This window comes from Roseateles sp. GW835-FHT13E02 (genome assembly GCF_058794035.1).
In genome coordinates this window covers 65,561-82,438 of record NZ_JBXAGJ010000026.1, presented here as the reverse complement: position 1 = coordinate 82,438, position 16,878 = coordinate 65,561, and the positions used below count along the sequence as shown (strand labels likewise).

Sequence of the window (16,878 nt, the reverse complement as noted above, 5' to 3'; positions counted from 1 at the left end):
GCTGCCGCCCACCGTCAAGCCGCCTGCAGTCTGCGTGATGGCGCCACCGTTGGAAGCTGCGACCAGATTGCCGCCCACGGTGCCCGTGCCCAGGTTCAGCGCACCGCTCGAATTCACGGTCAGGTTGCCCGCGGCCACATTCAGCGTCCCGAGCGTCAAGGCGCTGGTGTCGGTGACCTGGATGTGGTTCGCCCCAGTGTTGCTGAGGTTCACTGCGCCGCTGAAGTTGTTGCCGCTCTCGGTCAGCGTGATTGCTGCCGAACCCGCTTGCAGGCTGCTGCTGCCGCCCACCGTCAAGCCGCCTGCAGTCTGCGTGATGGCGCCACCGTTGGAAGCTGCGACCAGATTGCCGCCCACCGTGCCCGTGCCCAGGTTCAGTGCACCAGTCGAACTCACGGTCAGGTTGCCCGCGGCAACACTCAGCGTCCCGAGCGTCAAGGCGTTGGTGTCGGTGACCTGGAGGTGGTTTGCCCCGGTGTTGTTCAGGCTCACCGCGCCGCTGAAGTCGTTGCTGCTCTCGGTCAGCGTGATCGCTGCCGCACCGGCTTGCAGGTTGCTGCTGCCGCCCACCGCCAAGCCACCTGCAGTCTGCGTGATGGCGCCACCGTTGGAGGCTGCGACCAGGTTGCCGCCAACCGTGCCTGTGCCCAGATTCAGCGCGCCTGTTGAGGTCACGGTCAAGTTGCCTGCGGCAACGCTCAGCGTCCCGAGCGTCAAGGCGTTGGTGTCGGTGACCTGGACATGATTCGCACCGGTGTTGGTCAAGCTCACCGCGCCGGTGAAGTTGTTGCTGCCGTGAGTCAGGGTGATCCCGTTCCCACCCGCGTTGAACGAAGCTGCGGCGGCTTGAATCGGACCGCTCTGAGTGATGGCCAGACCGTTCCGGAAACTGAAGCTCTGACCGGCCGCGTTGATCGCGGCCAGGGTCCCGACTTGATTGACCGAGCTCGAAAGATTGGTCGCTGCAGAGGTGTTGCTCACACTCAAGCTGCTCGCCGTGATCGCGCCGCTCTGCGAAAGGAGCCCTCCGGCGCTCAGGGTGACCTGTCCCCCGTTGCCCACCGTACCGCTGCCACTGCCCGCACCACCGGCACTGCTGATGGCGCCGCCCAGCGCCAGAGCTTGGCCGCTGTTCAGGATCACCGCGCCTGCCGCGCCACCGTTGTTGTTGCCGGTGGCAGCTCCGCCGTTGGCGGTCAGGGCCAGGGTGGTCAAGTTGCCGCTGGTCTTGATGTCGATGGCGCCGCCCGCCCCATTGGCTCCACCGCTTGTGGTGATCGTGCCCCCCGAATTCGCAAGGAAGGATGAGGCCGAGGTCACGCCGTTCGTTCCCCGCACGGTGAAAGCGCCGCCGACCAGATTGATGGGCGATCTGACGACCACACTGCCGTCTGTGAACAGGTTGAGGCCGCCGGTGTTGGTGTTCGCGATGGAGCCACCGGTGTCGACGGTGATGGTGCTGGAGGCTTTGAGGGTCAGGCTCTTGACGCTGGACCAGGACACCGAGTTCGCGACCGTGATCGAGCCACTGCCGCCAGCCCCACCGGCGGTGGCATCGACGGTGACGTTGTTGGAGACAAGCGCGTTCTGTAGCGTCGTGGTGTTCAGCACGGACGAATCGGCGGATCCGGTAAATCCCCCGAGGCCATCATCGTCCGCATCATTCGCACCCGTGGAGATGGTGATGTCGCTGGGATCCAGGAGCAAGGTGCCGGTCTTGCCATGCGGCGCCAGGGTATTGACACGACCCTTGAAGCTCAGCGTCTGTTTGCCCGAGGTTTCGACCCGCCCGCCATCGCCTCCACGGACACCGCCCCGAGCATCAATGCTGCCGGCGAAAGTGGTGTGGCCATCGGCCCAAACCACCACCTGCCCGCCATCGCCCTTGTCCGTTGCGCTGGCCTGGATGCTGGCTTGGGTGCCCACCACCGTCATGCTGGAATTTTGCGGCTCGCCCTGGCCCTGAAAGCCGCCGCCCACATGCACCAGTCCGCCGCCCGCGGCACCCGAGGCGTCGATCGCGGCCGTGCCGAACAGGCCGACCCGATGCCCCAGGATCCGCGCCTCACCGCCCTGCTCGCCCGCACCGGCGCCGCTGACGTCGATCTTGCCGGTGACCACCGTGTCACCAACCGGGCCACCATTGATGAAGACCTGGCCGTTGCGCGTGCCGATGGAGCGCGCCTGCACCAGGCCATCCATGTTCAAGACCGTGTCGGCCAAGCCCGCACGCGCCGCGGCGCGCAAGTCAACGACGCCACCGTCGGCTTTGATGGAGCCCAAAACCTTGAGCTTGGCATCGAGCTGCTCATCGTTGCGTGGCTTGAAGAACACCAAGCCATCGCCATCGATGTCGATGTGCACCGCATTGACCGCGGCGGCGGCCACGCGCTGCGCTTCCAGTTGGCCGCCGAGGGTGATCTGCGGCCCGGCGAAAGCGAGCAGTCCGCCCGGTGCGCGTAGCTGGCCCTCAACCACGATGCTGCCTGGCGCATCGCTGCTGCCGCTGAGGCTGTACTGGGAGCCGCTGCCGCTGATGGCCAGGGTGGTGGCGAGCAGCCCGCCCACATCGACCCTGGCGTCGCGCCCGAACACAATGCCGCGCGGATTGCTGAGGAAGACACGGCCATTGGCATCAAGTCGGCCCAGGATCTGGCTCGGGTCGTCGCCGATCACGCGATTGACCAGCACCGACTGGCTGGACGGCTGAACCACGCGCAGCGATTCCTGGCTGCCAATGGAAAAACTGCGCCAGTCGATGCTGGCGGTGTCACTGCCCTGCCGGATCTCCATCTGGCCGGGTTTGGGCGTCAGGATGGTGGCCGTGCCGGAGGTGACCACCCCGTTCTGCGGCGTTGCTGCCGCTTTGCCGGCCCCAACGGCCAGACCACTCGCCACCCACACGGCCAGGCACACAGGGCTCAGTCGCAGCGCCTCGGCCTCGATGGACAAGGCGCGGCAGGACAGGTTCGACTTTGGGGCTGGCATGGTGAAGCTCGGGTGGGTCAGGCGGTGATGATCAAAGGGTTCGAATCAGGCAGTGAGCAGTTCAGCGGGCTTACGGACTCAGAAGAAGGCGCTGAACTGGGCATACAAGCGGGGGTCCCGTTTCACGGTGTCACCGGTGGGCGTGCCTTTGAGCGGCTTGGCCACACTCAGACGCAAGGCATAGAGCCCGGGCCGCGACCATGCCAGGCCCACGCCAATGCCGGAGTAAGCGGCCGAATTGCTCGCACTGCCGGCCCCGGCTGCGCCGCCGGTGGGCAGTTGGCTGGCCGGATGGCGGCGGAAGGTCACCTGGCCATAGTCGGCAAAGAAAGCCAGCACCGATTCCTGCGCCCATTGGCTGGAGAACAAGGCACTCAGCGGCGAGCGCAACTCCAGGCTGGCCAGCAGGCCGGAATCTCCCGTGCCCTCGCCGTTGGCAAAGGCGCGCACGCCATCGGGGCCGCCGAGTCGGAACTGTTCGGTGGTGTCAAGGTTGTCCAGGCTGTATTGGCCGCGCACGCTGAGGTAGGCCAGCAAACGTCCGGTCCAGAGGTTTTGCAGCCGCGACACCGAGGCATTCACTTTGGTATATCGATCCGCGTCGGTCAAACCCGAGGGACGATTGGTGATGTATTTGACCTGGCCGGTAGAGATATTCAGGTCATAACTATTCACGCCGCCCGTCAATAAACTGTCACGAATATCTCCATTGCTGGCCACGCTGATACTCTGAACCTGTTTCTTGGTTTGCGAGGCGGACGCTTCTTCCCGGTCGTCGTAGTGTTTGGCGTCGAAGGCCAGCAGGGCAAACCAGTTCAAATTGCGCGAGCGAACCACCGGATACAGGCCGAAGGCATTGAGGTTGACCGCGCTGCCATTCCTGCCGATGGGAAACTCCTTTTTGTCCAGTGCGTAGCGAACCAGGGTCACGGCGCCGCCCGCGCGCAAGCCGCGTGCGCCCACCGGGCTGCTGTAGCTGCCGAGCAGAAACTTCATGCCCGCGTTGACCGAACTGAGGCCGCTGAGTGAGGCGCTGTCGCCCCGGCCGAAGGGGCTGGCCACGGTCATCTGGGCGCCAACGCGGCCCAAACCGATGAAGCGCGAGCCATTGAGGTCGGCATCGAGCTTGTACGCCAGGCGGCGTTCCCGTTGCGGCCGCACGACCAAGGTCGCCGTGCCGGGCCGGCGCCCCGGCTCGATCTCGAAGCTGGCCACGATGCCGCGCAGGTCGTTGAGCAGGAAAACAATCCGCTCGACCTGGCTGACGGTCAGGATGCTGCCGGGCTCCAACTGCGCCAGATAGGACTCGACCACGGCCTTGTCCACCAGCCAGGGCTCCTCATCCCACAGAAGACGCACCTGATCCAGGCGGCCTTCCAGCACCGCCAGCTGAATGATGTTCTTGTCCGGTGTCTGCTCCGGAATGAAGGCATAGCCCAGGTAGTAGCCGAGCTGGCTCTGCAGAAAACGCGTCACCGCATCCTTGGCATTGACGAGGTCTTCCCAGCTCTTGTTCTTGCCCACATAGGGGGCGGTCAGCCGGGCCAGCGCCTGTTTCAGGGCTTCGGGCGCATCGTCCGGCACCGCATAGGCTGCGACATCGAGCAGGACTTCATCCTCGGGCTTCTGCAGTTCGCGCGGCACCGCGCGTTGCGGTAGCAGGCGCGGGTCGCTGTCCAGCGGCGCGGGCTTGGGGCCCAGATCGGACGCCCGCGGAACCAGCGCCGGCGTGCTGACGCCCTGAGCCTGAGCCAGCGGCGGCAGGAGGGCCAGCTTCAGCAGCGTCAGCAGCAGTGCGGCTTGAACCTTTGTTTTCACGAAAACCCTGTAGGAAACCCGATTTCAAGAATCGACCGCAAATTCTAGGGTTGGATATATGAGGGTTTTGGGCTGTGTGCATATTCCCGCGGCACACCCGCATGGCCAGATTTTCGCGGCTGCGGTTTGTGATTCTGATGGTTTACCCTTGATTCAGCGGCTTGCTCCTGCTTCGTGAATTTGTCGCAAAGCACGACCCGGCCATTCCGGCCCGGCCGGATGCGGACAATAATCCGCCCATCGCTCAGGGAAACCCTGATTCACAGCCGGTTTCGGCACGGCCTCCTGACCGGCCTGTGGACGATTCAGCACGAGGAACCACACATCATGTCCACCGCATTCACCCTCGCCCCCTCAAGCACCACCTTGTGGCGCGCCGCGACCCGAAGCCTGAGTGGGTTCGCCCTGCTGGCGGCTGGCGCGGTGGCGGGGACGGCTGTTCAGGCAGCACCGGGCGCGGCCACGGCGCCCGCCTCAGCAGCGTCGGCCGCAGCGCCTGCCGTGCTGGACCTGGGCAGCAAAGTGCCGGACCTGGCCGCCGTCAAGGAAGGCCTGTTCCCCGAGGACATGTGCGAGGAGCTGATCAAGAACGGCTTCAAGTGCATGGGCTTCAAGCCCGCCACCACCTTCTCGCTGAGTGCCGTGGCCTTTGCCCTGGGCTCGGCCGTGTTGCCGGATTCGCTGAAGCAACAGCTGGACGTGTTTGCCGAGGTCTTGAAAGCCAAGCGCGGCGCCGCACAGAAGATCCGCATCGTCGGCCATGCCGACAGCAGCGGCAACGAAGCCGGGAATCTGCAGCTGTCGCAGCGCCGCGCCGAGGAGGTGAAGCGTTATCTGGTCAACAAGGGCGCAGACGCGGGCATGCTGGAAGTGACGGGCGTGGGTTCTAAGGACCTGCTGCGCCCCGAGGCCCCGACCGCAGCGGAGAACCGTCGCGTCACCTTGGGTCGCTGAGCCCTGGTCTGGGCTGATGGCCGGTGTTGGCGTGTGAAAGCGTCAGCAGCCGGCCTTTCTTTTTGGCGTCTGCGTCGCTGTTCGCTCGGTCGAGCGAATGCGCTGCGCTCGCACGGTAGCGCCCGATGAACTCTCGCAAACAAAAGCTGTCCAGCAAGAATGCGGCTGCGGCCTCCCAGCTGCAGCAGGGCCTCAAGGCCGCCATGCGCAAGCACCAGCAGGGCCAGATCCAGGCGGCCGCGGATCACTACCGAGTCTTGCTCCAGTTCGCGCCAGACATGCCAGACGCCTTGCATTACCTCGGTGTGGCCGAGCACCAGCTCGGCCACCCGCAGGAGGCGGTGCGCATGATTCGGCGGGCCGTCGAGCTCGTGCCGGCCTATGTCGATGCCCACAACAACCTCGGCAACGTCTACAAGGAGCTGGGCCAGTTTGAAGCGGCAGAGGCCAGCTACCGGGCGGCCCTGGACCTCCGCCCCGAGTTCGTGATGGCGCACAGCAATTTGGGCGTGGTGCTGGCCAAGCTCAAACGCCACGAGGAAGCGCGGGCGAGATACCAGAAGGCCATCGATCTCAAGCCCGACTTTGCCGATGCCTGGCACAACCTGGGCAATATGCTGAGCAAATGCGGCAGGCTGGAGGAGTCGTTGACCGCCTTCCGGCGTGCCCTTGAATTGGCGCCCTACACGCCCAGCACCTACGAGGATCTGGGCAATGCCCTCGCCGCCAGCCAGCGTGCCAATGAAGCGCTGGCCGTCTATCGCCAGTGGCAAGCGATCGAACCTGACAACCCCGTGATTGAACACCTGATTGCCGCCTGCGGCGGCGAAGCCAGGCACGCGCGCGCCTCTGACGGCTATGTCAAAGACGTGTTCGACCGCTTCTCCGAGAGTTTCGACACCGTCCTGGCGGGCCTGGACTACCGCGCCCCGGCGCAGGCCGGGGAGCTGATTGCAGAGCTGCTGGGCGAACCCCAGGCCGAGCTGCAGGTGCTGGATGCCGGTTGCGGCACGGGCTTGTGCGCGCCCTACCTCAAGCCCTATTCGCGCCACTTGCTCGGCATGGATCTGTCCCAAGGCATGCTGGACAAGGCTGCGCAGCGCCAGGCCTACGATCACCTCGAACAGGCCGAGCTGAGCGCTTATCTCGCCGAACATCCCGCGGCCTTTGACCTCATCGTCTCCACCGATACCCTGATCTATTTCGGTGTCTTGCAGCAGGTCTTGGAGGCCGCAGCCGCAGCGCTGCGCCCATCCGGGCATTTGGTGTTCACGCTTGAAGCCGGCGAGGACGACTGTGAGCCGGGCTACCGCTTGCAACTGCACGGGCGCTACAGCCACAGCGAAAGCTACGTCCGACGCATGCTTGAGGACGCAGGCCTGAGCATCAAGGCCACCCGGCGGGTCACGCTGCGCACCGAAAGTCATCAGCCCGTGGTGGGCTTGCTCTTCGCGGCTCAGCGCGTGGCTTGAGCGTGGACTGAGTACGGATTGAGCACTGCAGTTCTAAGGGAGCATGTTTCATGGCGGGATCAATGGAATTCAACTTCGCGATCAGACCCACTGGCTCCGGCCCCGCAGGGCGAGGCGCTGCGCAGGCGCAGCCCATGCGCATCCTCCTGATCGGCAACTTCAGCGGGCGCCAAGGTGTAGCGGCTGCTGCTAGTCTGGCGACACGGCCGACCCATCGGGTGGACGTGGACACCCTGCCTGAATTGATGCGCCGCCTGGCGCCCAGGGTGCCGGTCGGTGCCACCGCCTTCGAGGCCCAGGACATCGACGACTTCCATCCCGACAGCTTGTTCGCGCGGGTGCCCGTGTTTGCTTCCCTGCGCGAGCTGCGCCGGCGTTTGCAGGACCCGGCGCAGTTTGCGCAAGCCGCGGCAGAGCTGGGGATGAACTCAGCGAAGGCTGATTCGCGGGCAGGCGCCGTACCTGCAGAGGCCGCTGGCGATCTGCTGTCCGGCCTGCTGGGCGGCCGGCCGGGGGGCGCCGCTCGTCACACAGGAACGCCGGCTGCCGCTCATGCAGCGCCCGCCGGCATCGATGCCTTCATACGCCAGATCGTCGCGCCCCATGTCGTGCCTGACCATGGGGCGCAGCAAGCGGCGCTGCTGGCGTCAGTTGACGTGGCGATTGCCGAGCAGATGCGGCAGCTGCTGCATGCGCCTGAATTCCAGGCCATCGAGTCCGCCTGGCGCGGTCTGCACTTGCTGCTGTCTCAGCTCGAACTGGATGAACAACTGCAGCTGCATCTCTTTGATGTCAGCCGCGAAGAGATGCTCGCCGATCTGGTCGCGGCGCAGGGCAATGTCCCGCGCACCGGCCTGTTTCGCGCCCTCGTCGAGCGAAACCGCGGCGCGCCGGGTGCGCAGGCCTGGAGCCTGCTCGTCGGCCTTTTCAGTTTTGGCCCCTCGGACACCGACATCGGCCTGATTGCCGCGCTGGGCGTGCTCGCCTCCAAGGCCGGCGGTCCATTCCTGGCCGCGGCCGACATGGACTTGGCACTGGCCGAACCTGCTGCCTTGACGGGCTGGCAGCGCTTGCGCCGCAGCGCTGAACTGGCACCCTGGATCGGCCTCTCGGCCCCTCGCCTGCTTTTGCGCGCGCCCTACGGCCGCCGCAGCGACCCCATCACGGCCTTTGCATTTGAGGAACTCCCGGCCGGAGTGCCCGAGCATGAGCACCTGCTCTGGGGGCCCTCCTCCTTGGTGACCGCCCTGCTCATGGCCCGCGCCTTCCGTCAACAGGGCTGGGACTTCGAGCCCGGCGATGAAAGCGAACTGGCTGATCTGCCAAGCTTCAGCTTCGAGCGCGATGGCGAAAAGGAGCTGCAAGCCTGCGCCGAAACCTATCTCAGCGAACGCGCGGCTCAAGTGATTTTGGACGCGGGTTTGATGCCGCTGCTGAGCCACCGAAACCGGCATGCGGTGACGGTGATGCGGTTTCAGTCGATCGCAGAGCCGACCAGCGCTCTGGCTGGGTTGGCGGGGAGGCTGGCGAATCCCAACGCGCGCTAAAGGCAAATAGGTCCCATCTCTCATGATGGGCTTGGTCGAGTGTGGTGCCGAATGAAGGCCCAACGCCGCAGTCGCAGCCACGCGCTTCAGCGCTGCCCGTTCCTTTGCTTGAGCAGAGGCCGGTGAGTCAGTCTGCTTCCACCTTGGGGGGCAGCTTGGGTTCCAACGGCGCACTGACCGGGGGACCGCCGATCTGGGTGCTCCTGCGTGTGGCCAAATCCACCCGGTAAATGCCGCCGGCCTCGTTGACGATTTCCAGTGCCTGAGCTCCCGGCAACAGCTGCATCGAGCGGAAATAGCGTGGCAGTGTGGGCAGGCCGGCGACTTGAGCGCGAGGCACCTCGTACACCTTCAGTCGCCACAGTCGTTGGCCGCTTGCAATGTCGATGGCGGCGAGGTATCCCCCAGCTTGGTCACCGTTGCGGCTGTCGTGCAAGTCCTGAACATAGCGCACGCCCTCATGCTCAATGTCGGCCATCTGGGGGGCAGATGGGCGGCTGATTGAAGGTGCGTTCACAGGAGCTTCATCCTTGGCAATATGAACTGGCGGCACACCATCGGCCCACGCAATCAGAGGCAATGACAGTAGCGTTGCGAAAGCTGCGAGCCCTGCCGGTTTCAAATGGCTCGCAGCGCATGATTGCGCTCGCCCTCGTTGAGTACACCGGCGCAGTCGGTGGAGAAGGACGCCCAGCGCGGTGCCAATACCCTTCGAAAATTGGTTCGCATAAGCTGCCAAATCAACGCAACTCGCAGATGCCAAACACCTCGCCGCGTCTCGCAGGTTCTCGCTTCAATCGACACACCATCTGGATGGGGCGCCCCTCCAATTCGCCGTTGACCTTGTAGTTGCGCTTGATCAAGTACCAGGCTTTGTAGCTTTATCCTCGTGATGGATCACGATGGTCTGCTTGACCATGGGTTCGCTGGGAAGCAAACGATCCAGAAGCCTTGCCTTGTGGGTCAAAGCGGGCAGGACGAAGCCGCCATCCGCCGAAGTTTTGACACGGTCGCTCGACTTCTCGTCGTTCCACTCGGCTTGACGCTCGACCACAGCCCCCACCACGGCCCGCCCATGCTCCAGGACGGAACCCTTGACCTGCGAAAAGATGACCCATGTGAGCTTGCTCACCACAGGTTCTCTCCCTGAATTCCCCGCGAACTCACAAATATCGTCAAGGTATAGGGCGCACCAACTTGCTGTCGATTTCGAAGACAAAACGTGCACCGCGCTCGTTGACAATCAAAATTTCACGCTGTTCTGCTCGCAATTCAAACAGGGTGAAGAAGACATCCTGAACATCAGCCTCGAGATTGGGGTCCAAGGGCGTGTCATAAATCTTGATCAATGCCACCCTCGCTTGCGTGTTAGCGTCCATGACAACCATATAGCCCGTACGCTGTGGTAGGTCCAATAGGGTGCCGTTGATCACTTCCTTGTATCGCAGGCCCTCAAATTCAATATGAGGAAGGTTCTGCCCCACTCGGCTTTGCATCGCATTGAAATTCACGTGAATCTCCTTCGCAGAGGATTTGATTTGTCCGGACAAGCCAACATGCCCATTCGCAAGGCAATGAGTAATCAGCATACTCAGTGCCGCGGTGCTGGCCAGTCGAATTCGAGGACGGGGGCAGTTCGGCATGAGGGTCACCTTCAGTTCCAGTTTTTTGCAAGCTTGTTGAGGTTGCCTCCGGTACCCGCACCGGCCCGCGTGATATCCCCGCTTGTCAACGCGCCCGCACAATCCGCAGCAAAAAACGCCCAAGTGTCGGCGTTCACTGCCGCCTTAGCCGGAGTCAGGCTGGTCCCAACGCCAATGCCTTGCCATGCATATGACTTGTCTTCTGTGGAAGCGTCAATGTGCGATACCTCATGAACAATGATCCGGGCCCAGTTCTTCTTGACGTCATGGAGCACGGACACATCGTAGTTTTCAAAGAATGCTTTCTCGATGTAAACCGTCTTTGGGGTTTCCTTCAGAGTAAATACATACGCTTCGATCAGTTCCTTGGCAGGATTGCTTCGGTCCTTAGGCATGTCTGTAATGACGAAGTTACAACCGTTCATTGTCGAGGTCATCTTCTTGAATCCGGCAAGGACATTGGCAATGGTGAGTTCAAGCTCACTGGCAGTGCTACTGCCATCGTCAAACCATCGTTTAACTTTGGCCATTGCGGCTGGGTCGGTCTTGGATGAACTTAGAGTCGATTGCGCAGCAAGGCACCAGGTCAAACCCAATTGCGTCGCTTCAGCCAAGCGACCCTTGGTCTCGTCATCAAAGACTTCGTCGACATTGTTGAGGCAAGTCTCGAGTTTGCTGTAGGTCGTCGCAGCGTCGGTAAGTTCTCCCAAGGGGAATTGACGAAAAGACTTGGGCGAAGAAAAGACCCAAACATTTTGTGAGCCTCTTGAGCCAGCCAGGTACAGATGCCTCATGAACTTGATCAATGCCGCAGTCTTGACCACGGCCGCTGGTGGTGCGCCAGCTCCACCAGGACCCTCAATGCCGACACCCTTCATCACATAGGCAGCCTCGCCACCTTTCTTGGCCAGGGTTCGCATCATGTTCAAGGCCCCGGCGCTTCCGAGTTCGGGGCCTGTCGCACCCAACAACTTCTTGAGTAGGGCAGAAGATGCATGGCCCTGCAAACTTGAGGTTGCAAGCAAAGCTCGGTGCTCTTGGTATTCGTCACCAAATTTCTGATTCGACATAAGTACTCCTTTTTGGAAATTGAAGGTCGATTGGCACGCTCCAAGAGCATCTAAAAATCGGTGCTCAGAGCTTAGGTTTCTCGTGGCACCCAAACTTATCGGACCAGCCTATCATTTGCGCAAGTAATGTCACCGCCGAATGCTCCTGCCCGAATACCAGCTATTTCTCTCGGAACGCAGCAACGGCTTCATAGTTTTGCGACACAGGTCAGGCAATAGATGGGATTCCGATTGCCGATGCAGGCCCGTCATCGATAGAAAGGGACTTGGGCTTCAGCTCCAACTCATTTATACGAGTCGATGCCAGCTCGACGTCGTTAAAGCCATCCGAGAACATCCCTTCATCAAAAACCTGAAGGCGCCCAACTCAATCTGACGTTGTATCTTGACTTCATTGCAGATGCCAAGGTCAGAATCCTTGGGCATGTCTTAACTTAAACTACCACCTCTAGTCATGGCGGCGGTCCATAGAAATTTCAAAGGGCGCTCAATACTTGGGTCCAAAACACTCTGCAAGCAAGCGATAGTTATCCGCATTCCTGAGAGCATCGGCAGGGCTATGTTCCGCAAGCATCTGGCATAGCAACAGCCCGTAACATTTTTGGCGATCAGTTTCACAACCAGCCGCTGTTGCAGGTAGATCATCCGTTCCCAAGACAATATGACTAAGCTCGTGTATGACAACTCCAAAGTTCGTCATTTCCGATTCGCTGAGCCGCCCTTGGCACTTGACGATACCTATCCTTTCTTTCTTGACTAGCTTTTGCCTGGCTTGTATGCCCTTCAAAAACTCTTTGGGATCCGCCTCCGCCTTAACCCCTAAATTCCTGCGAAATCCATCAACCACCTGTTTCTTTTTGGTTCTCTGATCTGGAAGCACTGCCGACAAATAGTCAGCACAGAAATCTCCAACATTGTCAATTCTCGGATCATATCCTTTGGGCTTCGGCTTTTCATTCTCAACCAGCGCCGCTTCCACAGCACTCAGGTCATCCAACTCCTTGCTTACAACGTCGTAGTCCCGAAGAATCTTTCGGGTCTTTGATATCTCGCCGTCGTTTGTCACAAAATTACAAGCCAAGTCGCTGGTTGGCTTTGTCTGATCTGAATTGAAAAAATTCCGACCTAGCGACATGGTCGCTTGACCCACTCCACCTTTACCCCAGACATCTTCTGGCGTAAACACAATATCAAGAGGTTTTCCCGCATGAATTCGGGCGCGCATAGCAAGCAGATTTTCAATAATCTTCGAGTTTTTCGCGCTGCCAAACCAACGCTTTTTATAGACATTGTCAAACCAGCGCGATGCTGTCACCCCGCGAATCGTCAAGTCCAGAACATTGGACGACACGGCAAATGCATCATCCAGCTGCCGCACAACTTGCGCCTTGCTTAGTCTTGTTGCGCCAACGATTTGATCAATTTGATCTGAAGCAATATTGAACATGGGCACCTGAATTTCTCCTGACCGCAACGCAAAGGATCTGAGTTGAAGCGCAGAATTCAAACTCCACGCCGGAGACAAGATTTCACGCAAACGTGTAAGCAAACTCCCCACTTCTTACATCTACTTTCACCCCCACAATCTCATTCCCCTCCATCATCCGAGTCAAGAACTGACGCGAAATATCCGGCAGCATGGTGTTGGTCAGAATCGCATCAATCATCCGGCCCCCCGACTCAGACTCGGTGCAACGCGAAACCACCAGTTTCACCACCTCGTCCGAATACTCGAACGGAATTTTGTAGCGCGCCTCCACCCGCTTTTTGATCCGATTCAGCTGCAGGCGCACGATCTGCCCCAGCATTTCGTCGGACAGCGGGTAATAGGGAATCGCAACCAAGCGGCCCAGCAAGGCCGGCGGGAAGATCTTCAGCAGCGGCTCGCGCAAAGCCTTGGCCATGCCCTCGGGATCGGGCATCAGGTCCGGGTCCTTGCACAGCCCGGCGATCAGGTCGGTGCCGGCGTTGGTGGTCAGCAGGATCAGCGTGTTCTTGAAGTCGATGAAGCGGCCTTCACCGTCTTCCATAAAGCCTTTGTCGAAGACCTGGAAGAACATCTCATGCACGTCTGGGTGGGCTTTTTCCACCTCGTCGAGCAGCACCACGCTGTAGGGCTTGCGGCGCACGGCTTCGGTCAGCACGCCGCCTTCGCCATAGCCCACGTATCCCGGGGGCGCTCCTTTGAGCGTGCTGACCGTGTGGGCTTCCTGGTACTCGCTCATATTGATGGTGATGAGGTTTTGCTCACCGCCGTAGAGCGCTTCGGCCAAGGCCAGGGCCGTCTCGGTCTTGCCCACGCCTGAAGTGCCGGCCAGCATGAAGACGCCAATCGGCTTGCTTGGGTTGTCCAGGCCGGCGCGGCTGGTCTGGATGCGCTTGGCGATCATCTCCATCGCGTGGTCCTGGCCGATCACGCGCTGGCCCAGATGCTCGGCCACCTTGAGAATCGTCTCAATCTCGTTGCGGGCCATGCGGCCGACCGGGATGCCGGTCCAGTCGCCCACCACCGCGGCCACGGCCTGATAGTCCACCGTGGGCAGGATCAGCGGGTTCTCGCCCTGCAGCGCGGCCAGCTTTTCCTGCACCGCGTTCAGCTGGGTTAGCAGGGCTTGGCGCTCGGCCTCTCGGTCGCTGTCGGTCAGGCCTTCGGCTGCGGCTTCCGCGGCGGCATCGGCCTCCAGCTTGCTGCCCGTGCCCTCCACCGGGCGGATGCCGGCGCGCAGCTTGCCGCGCAGATCCAGGAGCTGGTCGACCAGGGCCTTTTCTTCGCCCCAGCGCAGGTCCAGCGCGGCCAGGCGGGCGCGCTCTTCGGCCAGGGCGAGCGACGCCTCTTCCTCGCGCTTGCCGATGGCGATGCCGATGGCCTTCTCGCGGGCGATGATGCCCAGCTCCACTTCCAGCGCTTCGATGCGCTTGCGGCTGTCGTCCACCTCGGCGGGCGTGGCATGCAGGCTCACGGCCACGCGGGCGCAGGCGGTGTCCAGCAGGCTGACGCTCTTGTCGGGCAGCTGGCGGGCCGGGATGTAGCGGTGGCTGAGCTTGACGGCGGCTTCCAGCGCTTCATCGAGGATCTGCACCTGGTGGTGCTTTTCCATGGTGCTGGCCACGCCGCGCATCATCAGGATGGCCTTGGGCTCGTCGGGTTCGTCCACCTGCACGGTCTGGAAGCGGCGGGTCAGGGCCGGGTCCTTCTCAATGTGCTTTTTGTACTCGGCAAAAGTGGTGGCGCCGATGGTGCGCAGGGTGCCGCGGGCCAGGGCCGGCTTCAGCAGATTGGCCGCATCACCCGTGCCGGCCGCGCCGCCGGCGCCGACCAGGGTGTGGGTTTCGTCGATGAACAGGATGATGGGCTTGGGGCTGGCCTGCACCTCGTCGATGACGGAGCGCAGGCGCTGTTCGAACTCGCCCTTCATGCTGGCGCCGGCCTGCAGCAGGCCCACATCGAGCGCGCGCAGTTCCACCTCCTTGAGGCTGGGCGGCACATCGCCACGGGCAATGCGCTGGGCAAAGCCTTCGACCACGGCCGTCTTGCCCACGCCGGCCTCGCCGACCAGGATGGGGTTGTTCTGACGGCGGCGCATCAGGATGTCCACCACCTGGCGGATCTCGTCATCGCGGCCGACGATGGGGTCCATCTTGCCGTTGCGCGCTTGCTCGGTCAGGTCGACGGTGAACTTCTTCAAGGCCTCCTGCTTGCCCATGGCCGCCGGCGCCATGGCGCCGCTCTCCTCACCGGGGCTGCTGCCTGCGGCGGAGGAGCCATCGGTGGCGCCCTGCCCTTCCTCGGGCGAGCCGGCCAGCACCTGGGCCAGGCGGTCGCTCAGGTCTTCCACCTTGAGCTTCTCGAACTGGCGGCTGATGGCGATCAGCGCATTGCGCAGGGTCTTGGTCTTGAGCATGCCCACCAGCACATAGCCGGTGCGCACCGTGTTGTCGCCGTACAGCAGGGTGCCGTAGACCCAGCCGCGCTCGATGGAATCGGCGATGTTTTCGGCAATGTCCGAGATGCTGGTGGCGCCACGCGGCAGGCGGTCGAGCGCGGCCGTCAGGTCCTTGGCCAGGGCGGCGGTGTCGAGCTCGCCGAACTTGATGATGCGGTGCCAGTCCGAGTCGGCGAGCTGCAAGATCTGCCCAATCCAGTGCTCCAGCTCGACATAGGGGTTGCCGCGCAGCTTGCAGAAGACGGTGGCGCCCTCAACCGCTTTGTAGGCGGTGCTGTTCAACTTGCCGAAGAGGGTCACGCGGTTGATGTCCGCCATGGTGAATCCTTTGACTGGTAAGAAAGAAGAAGACGACGAAACGTAGTCGGATGAATCAAGTCGAGCAGCGCCGCTACAGCGGGCTCGACCTGGGTTGAAGACGAAGCACGGCCGGCTCGGCGCGCGCGTGCGGGCGCCCCAGCCAGCTGGTCCAGCCCAGCCGGCTGCTGCGGCCCAGCCGGCATGCGGGCACCTGCTCGGGCTTGAGGGTCAGGGCCAGGTCCCAGCCGTACTCCAGGCCGATGTACTGGTGCACCAGGGCTTGCAGCGCTGGCAGGGCCGAGCCCACCGGCAGCAAGGCCTCGAAGGCCGGCAGGTCCAGCGGGCCGATGTGGATGCGGAAATGGTGCTGGCGGTCATACACCGCGCGGCCCAGCACGGCGCTGACGCCCAGCTGGTGGGTTGAATGGCGGCGCGAGGCGCCCTTGCGGCTTTGGCGTTGCAGGCGGGTGCGCTCCTGCGCCTGCAGCGGCATCCAGCGCCCCACGAACTGCTCGATGCGCGCCTGCATGCCCAGATAGGCGCTGAGCAGCTGGCTCAGGCCATCAGCATTGCGGGCCTGGCGCGCCTGCACCTGGGCATGGGCCAGGCGCGCATGGTCGGGCGCCGCGTCGCGCCCCTGCCAGGCCTCGCCGGCCACGCCCATCAAGGCGCCAACAAAGCCGGCAAAGCGATCGTCCTCGGGGCGATCGAGGTTGACGGTCGGCTTGCCCTGGGCCCAGGCGCGGTAGAACAGCAGCAGCAGGCGGTGATGGAAGAGATCGGCGAAGCGCGCGAAGGTTTCGTCGCCCTTGTGCAGCTTGCGCTCATGCGCATAGGCCGTCAGGTGCAGCGGCAAGGGGCCGTTGGGGCCGAAGAGTCCAAAGAAGTTCACCTCCAGGCGCGGGCGGCCGCTGCGGTCCTGCAAATTCAGTGCATGCAGGCTGCTGGGCGAGAACGCCAGGCTAGTGTTCTGTCCGAGTCGCAGCGGCTCGTCCACGGGGCGCTTGGCCGTGCCCAGCCCCGGCAGCTCTTGATGGTAGGCATCAATCAGGCGCAGCGCCTGGAAGAAGTCATAGCGGTGCGGTGCCGCCGCAATGTCCGCAATCGGGTCGGCACGGCGATGGGCTTGTGGCGCGTTCATG

Annotated in this window: 12 protein-coding genes; 3 read left to right on the top strand and 9 right to left on the bottom strand. The window is 62.5% G+C overall.

Annotation, left to right across the window (positions count from 1 at the left end; translation table 11 throughout):
- Together AC1Q6P_RS21190 and AC1Q6P_RS21185 are read right to left on the bottom strand one after the other, a co-directional pair.
- Nucleotides 1-2,988: two-partner secretion domain-containing protein (locus AC1Q6P_RS21190; protein ID WP_492665820.1), on the bottom strand; the 2,988-nt coding region annotated here is incomplete at its 3' end.
- A 78-nt stretch (nucleotides 2,989-3,066) separates the two neighbouring features.
- On the bottom strand, nucleotides 3,067-4,806 hold the full coding sequence (locus AC1Q6P_RS21185) for a ShlB/FhaC/HecB family hemolysin secretion/activation protein (RefSeq protein WP_492665821.1): 1,740 nt from the start codon (nucleotides 4,804-4,806) through the stop codon (nucleotides 3,067-3,069).
- Nucleotides 4,807-5,133: 327 nt separating this feature from the next.
- On the opposite strand from AC1Q6P_RS21185, the gene AC1Q6P_RS21180 reads away from it, so the two are divergent.
- From AC1Q6P_RS21180 to AC1Q6P_RS21170, 3 genes are all read left to right on the top strand, one after another.
- Complete coding sequence (locus AC1Q6P_RS21180; RefSeq protein ID WP_223696575.1) at nucleotides 5,134-5,760, top strand: OmpA family protein; 627 nt, start codon at nucleotides 5,134-5,136, stop codon at nucleotides 5,758-5,760.
- A gap of 125 nt (nucleotides 5,761-5,885) precedes the next feature.
- Nucleotides 5,886-7,232, top strand: a complete 1,347-nt coding sequence (locus AC1Q6P_RS21175) for a tetratricopeptide repeat protein (RefSeq protein WP_492665822.1) — start codon at nucleotides 5,886-5,888, stop codon at nucleotides 7,230-7,232.
- 134 nt (nucleotides 7,233-7,366) lie between these two features.
- A complete protein-coding gene (locus AC1Q6P_RS21170; RefSeq protein ID WP_492665823.1) occupies nucleotides 7,367-8,779 on the top strand; it encodes a type VI secretion system contractile sheath domain-containing protein in 1,413 nt (470 codons plus the stop codon).
- A gap of 127 nt (nucleotides 8,780-8,906) precedes the next feature.
- Here the strand turns inward: AC1Q6P_RS21170 and AC1Q6P_RS21165 are convergent, their stop codons facing one another.
- The 7 genes from AC1Q6P_RS21165 to tssG form a co-directional block, all read right to left on the bottom strand.
- Nucleotides 8,907-9,257, bottom strand: coding sequence for a hypothetical protein (locus AC1Q6P_RS21165; RefSeq protein ID WP_492665824.1), 351 nt, complete (start codon nucleotides 9,255-9,257; stop codon nucleotides 8,907-8,909).
- A gap of 381 nt (nucleotides 9,258-9,638) precedes the next feature.
- Entirely contained in the window at nucleotides 9,639-9,911 is a 273-nt protein-coding gene (locus AC1Q6P_RS21160) for a DUF6795 domain-containing protein (protein ID WP_492665825.1), read from the bottom strand.
- 43 nt (nucleotides 9,912-9,954) lie between these two features.
- Complete coding sequence (locus AC1Q6P_RS21155) at nucleotides 9,955-10,290, bottom strand: hypothetical protein (RefSeq protein ID WP_492665826.1); 336 nt, start codon at nucleotides 10,288-10,290, stop codon at nucleotides 9,955-9,957.
- Between the two features lie 143 nt (nucleotides 10,291-10,433).
- Nucleotides 10,434-11,492 carry a M35 family metallo-endopeptidase gene (locus AC1Q6P_RS21150; RefSeq protein ID WP_492665827.1) on the bottom strand — a complete coding sequence of 353 codons (1,059 nt, stop codon included), beginning with the start codon at nucleotides 11,490-11,492 and terminating at the stop codon, nucleotides 10,434-10,436.
- Between the two features lie 487 nt (nucleotides 11,493-11,979).
- A complete protein-coding gene (locus AC1Q6P_RS21145) occupies nucleotides 11,980-12,939 on the bottom strand; it encodes a hypothetical protein (protein ID WP_492665828.1) in 960 nt (319 codons plus the stop codon).
- Between the two features lie 82 nt (nucleotides 12,940-13,021).
- Nucleotides 13,022-15,754 (bottom strand): type VI secretion system ATPase TssH, encoded by a 2,733-nt coding sequence (tssH, locus tag AC1Q6P_RS21140; protein ID WP_492665829.1) that lies wholly within the window; start codon nucleotides 15,752-15,754, stop codon nucleotides 13,022-13,024.
- A 73-nt stretch (nucleotides 15,755-15,827) separates the two neighbouring features.
- A complete protein-coding gene (gene tssG, locus AC1Q6P_RS21135) occupies nucleotides 15,828-16,877 on the bottom strand; it encodes a type VI secretion system baseplate subunit TssG (protein WP_492665830.1) in 1,050 nt (349 codons plus the stop codon).
- Between the last annotated feature and the right edge of the window lies 1 nt (nucleotide 16,878).

Excerpts from the sequence above, each read along its gene's own strand:
- AC1Q6P_RS21180 (WP_223696575.1), top strand. The coding sequence starts at position 5,134 with ATGTCCACCGCATTCACCCTCGCCCCCTCAAGCACCACCTTGTGGCGC.
- AC1Q6P_RS21175 (WP_492665822.1), top strand. The coding sequence starts at position 5,886 with ATGAACTCTCGCAAACAAAAGCTGTCCAGCAAGAATGCGGCTGCGGCC.
- AC1Q6P_RS21170 (WP_492665823.1), top strand. The coding sequence starts at position 7,367 with ATGCGCATCCTCCTGATCGGCAACTTCAGCGGGCGCCAAGGTGTAGCG.
- AC1Q6P_RS21165 (WP_492665824.1), bottom strand. The coding sequence starts at position 9,257 with ATGGCCGACATTGAGCATGAGGGCGTGCGCTATGTTCAGGACTTGCAC.
- AC1Q6P_RS21150 (WP_492665827.1), bottom strand. The coding sequence starts at position 11,492 with ATGTCGAATCAGAAATTTGGTGACGAATACCAAGAGCACCGAGCTTTG.
- AC1Q6P_RS21145 (WP_492665828.1), bottom strand. The coding sequence starts at position 12,939 with ATGTTCAATATTGCTTCAGATCAAATTGATCAAATCGTTGGCGCAACA.
- tssH (WP_492665829.1), bottom strand. The coding sequence starts at position 15,754 with ATGGCGGACATCAACCGCGTGACCCTCTTCGGCAAGTTGAACAGCACC.
- tssG (WP_492665830.1), bottom strand. The coding sequence starts at position 16,877 with ATGAACGCGCCACAAGCCCATCGCCGTGCCGACCCGATTGCGGACATT.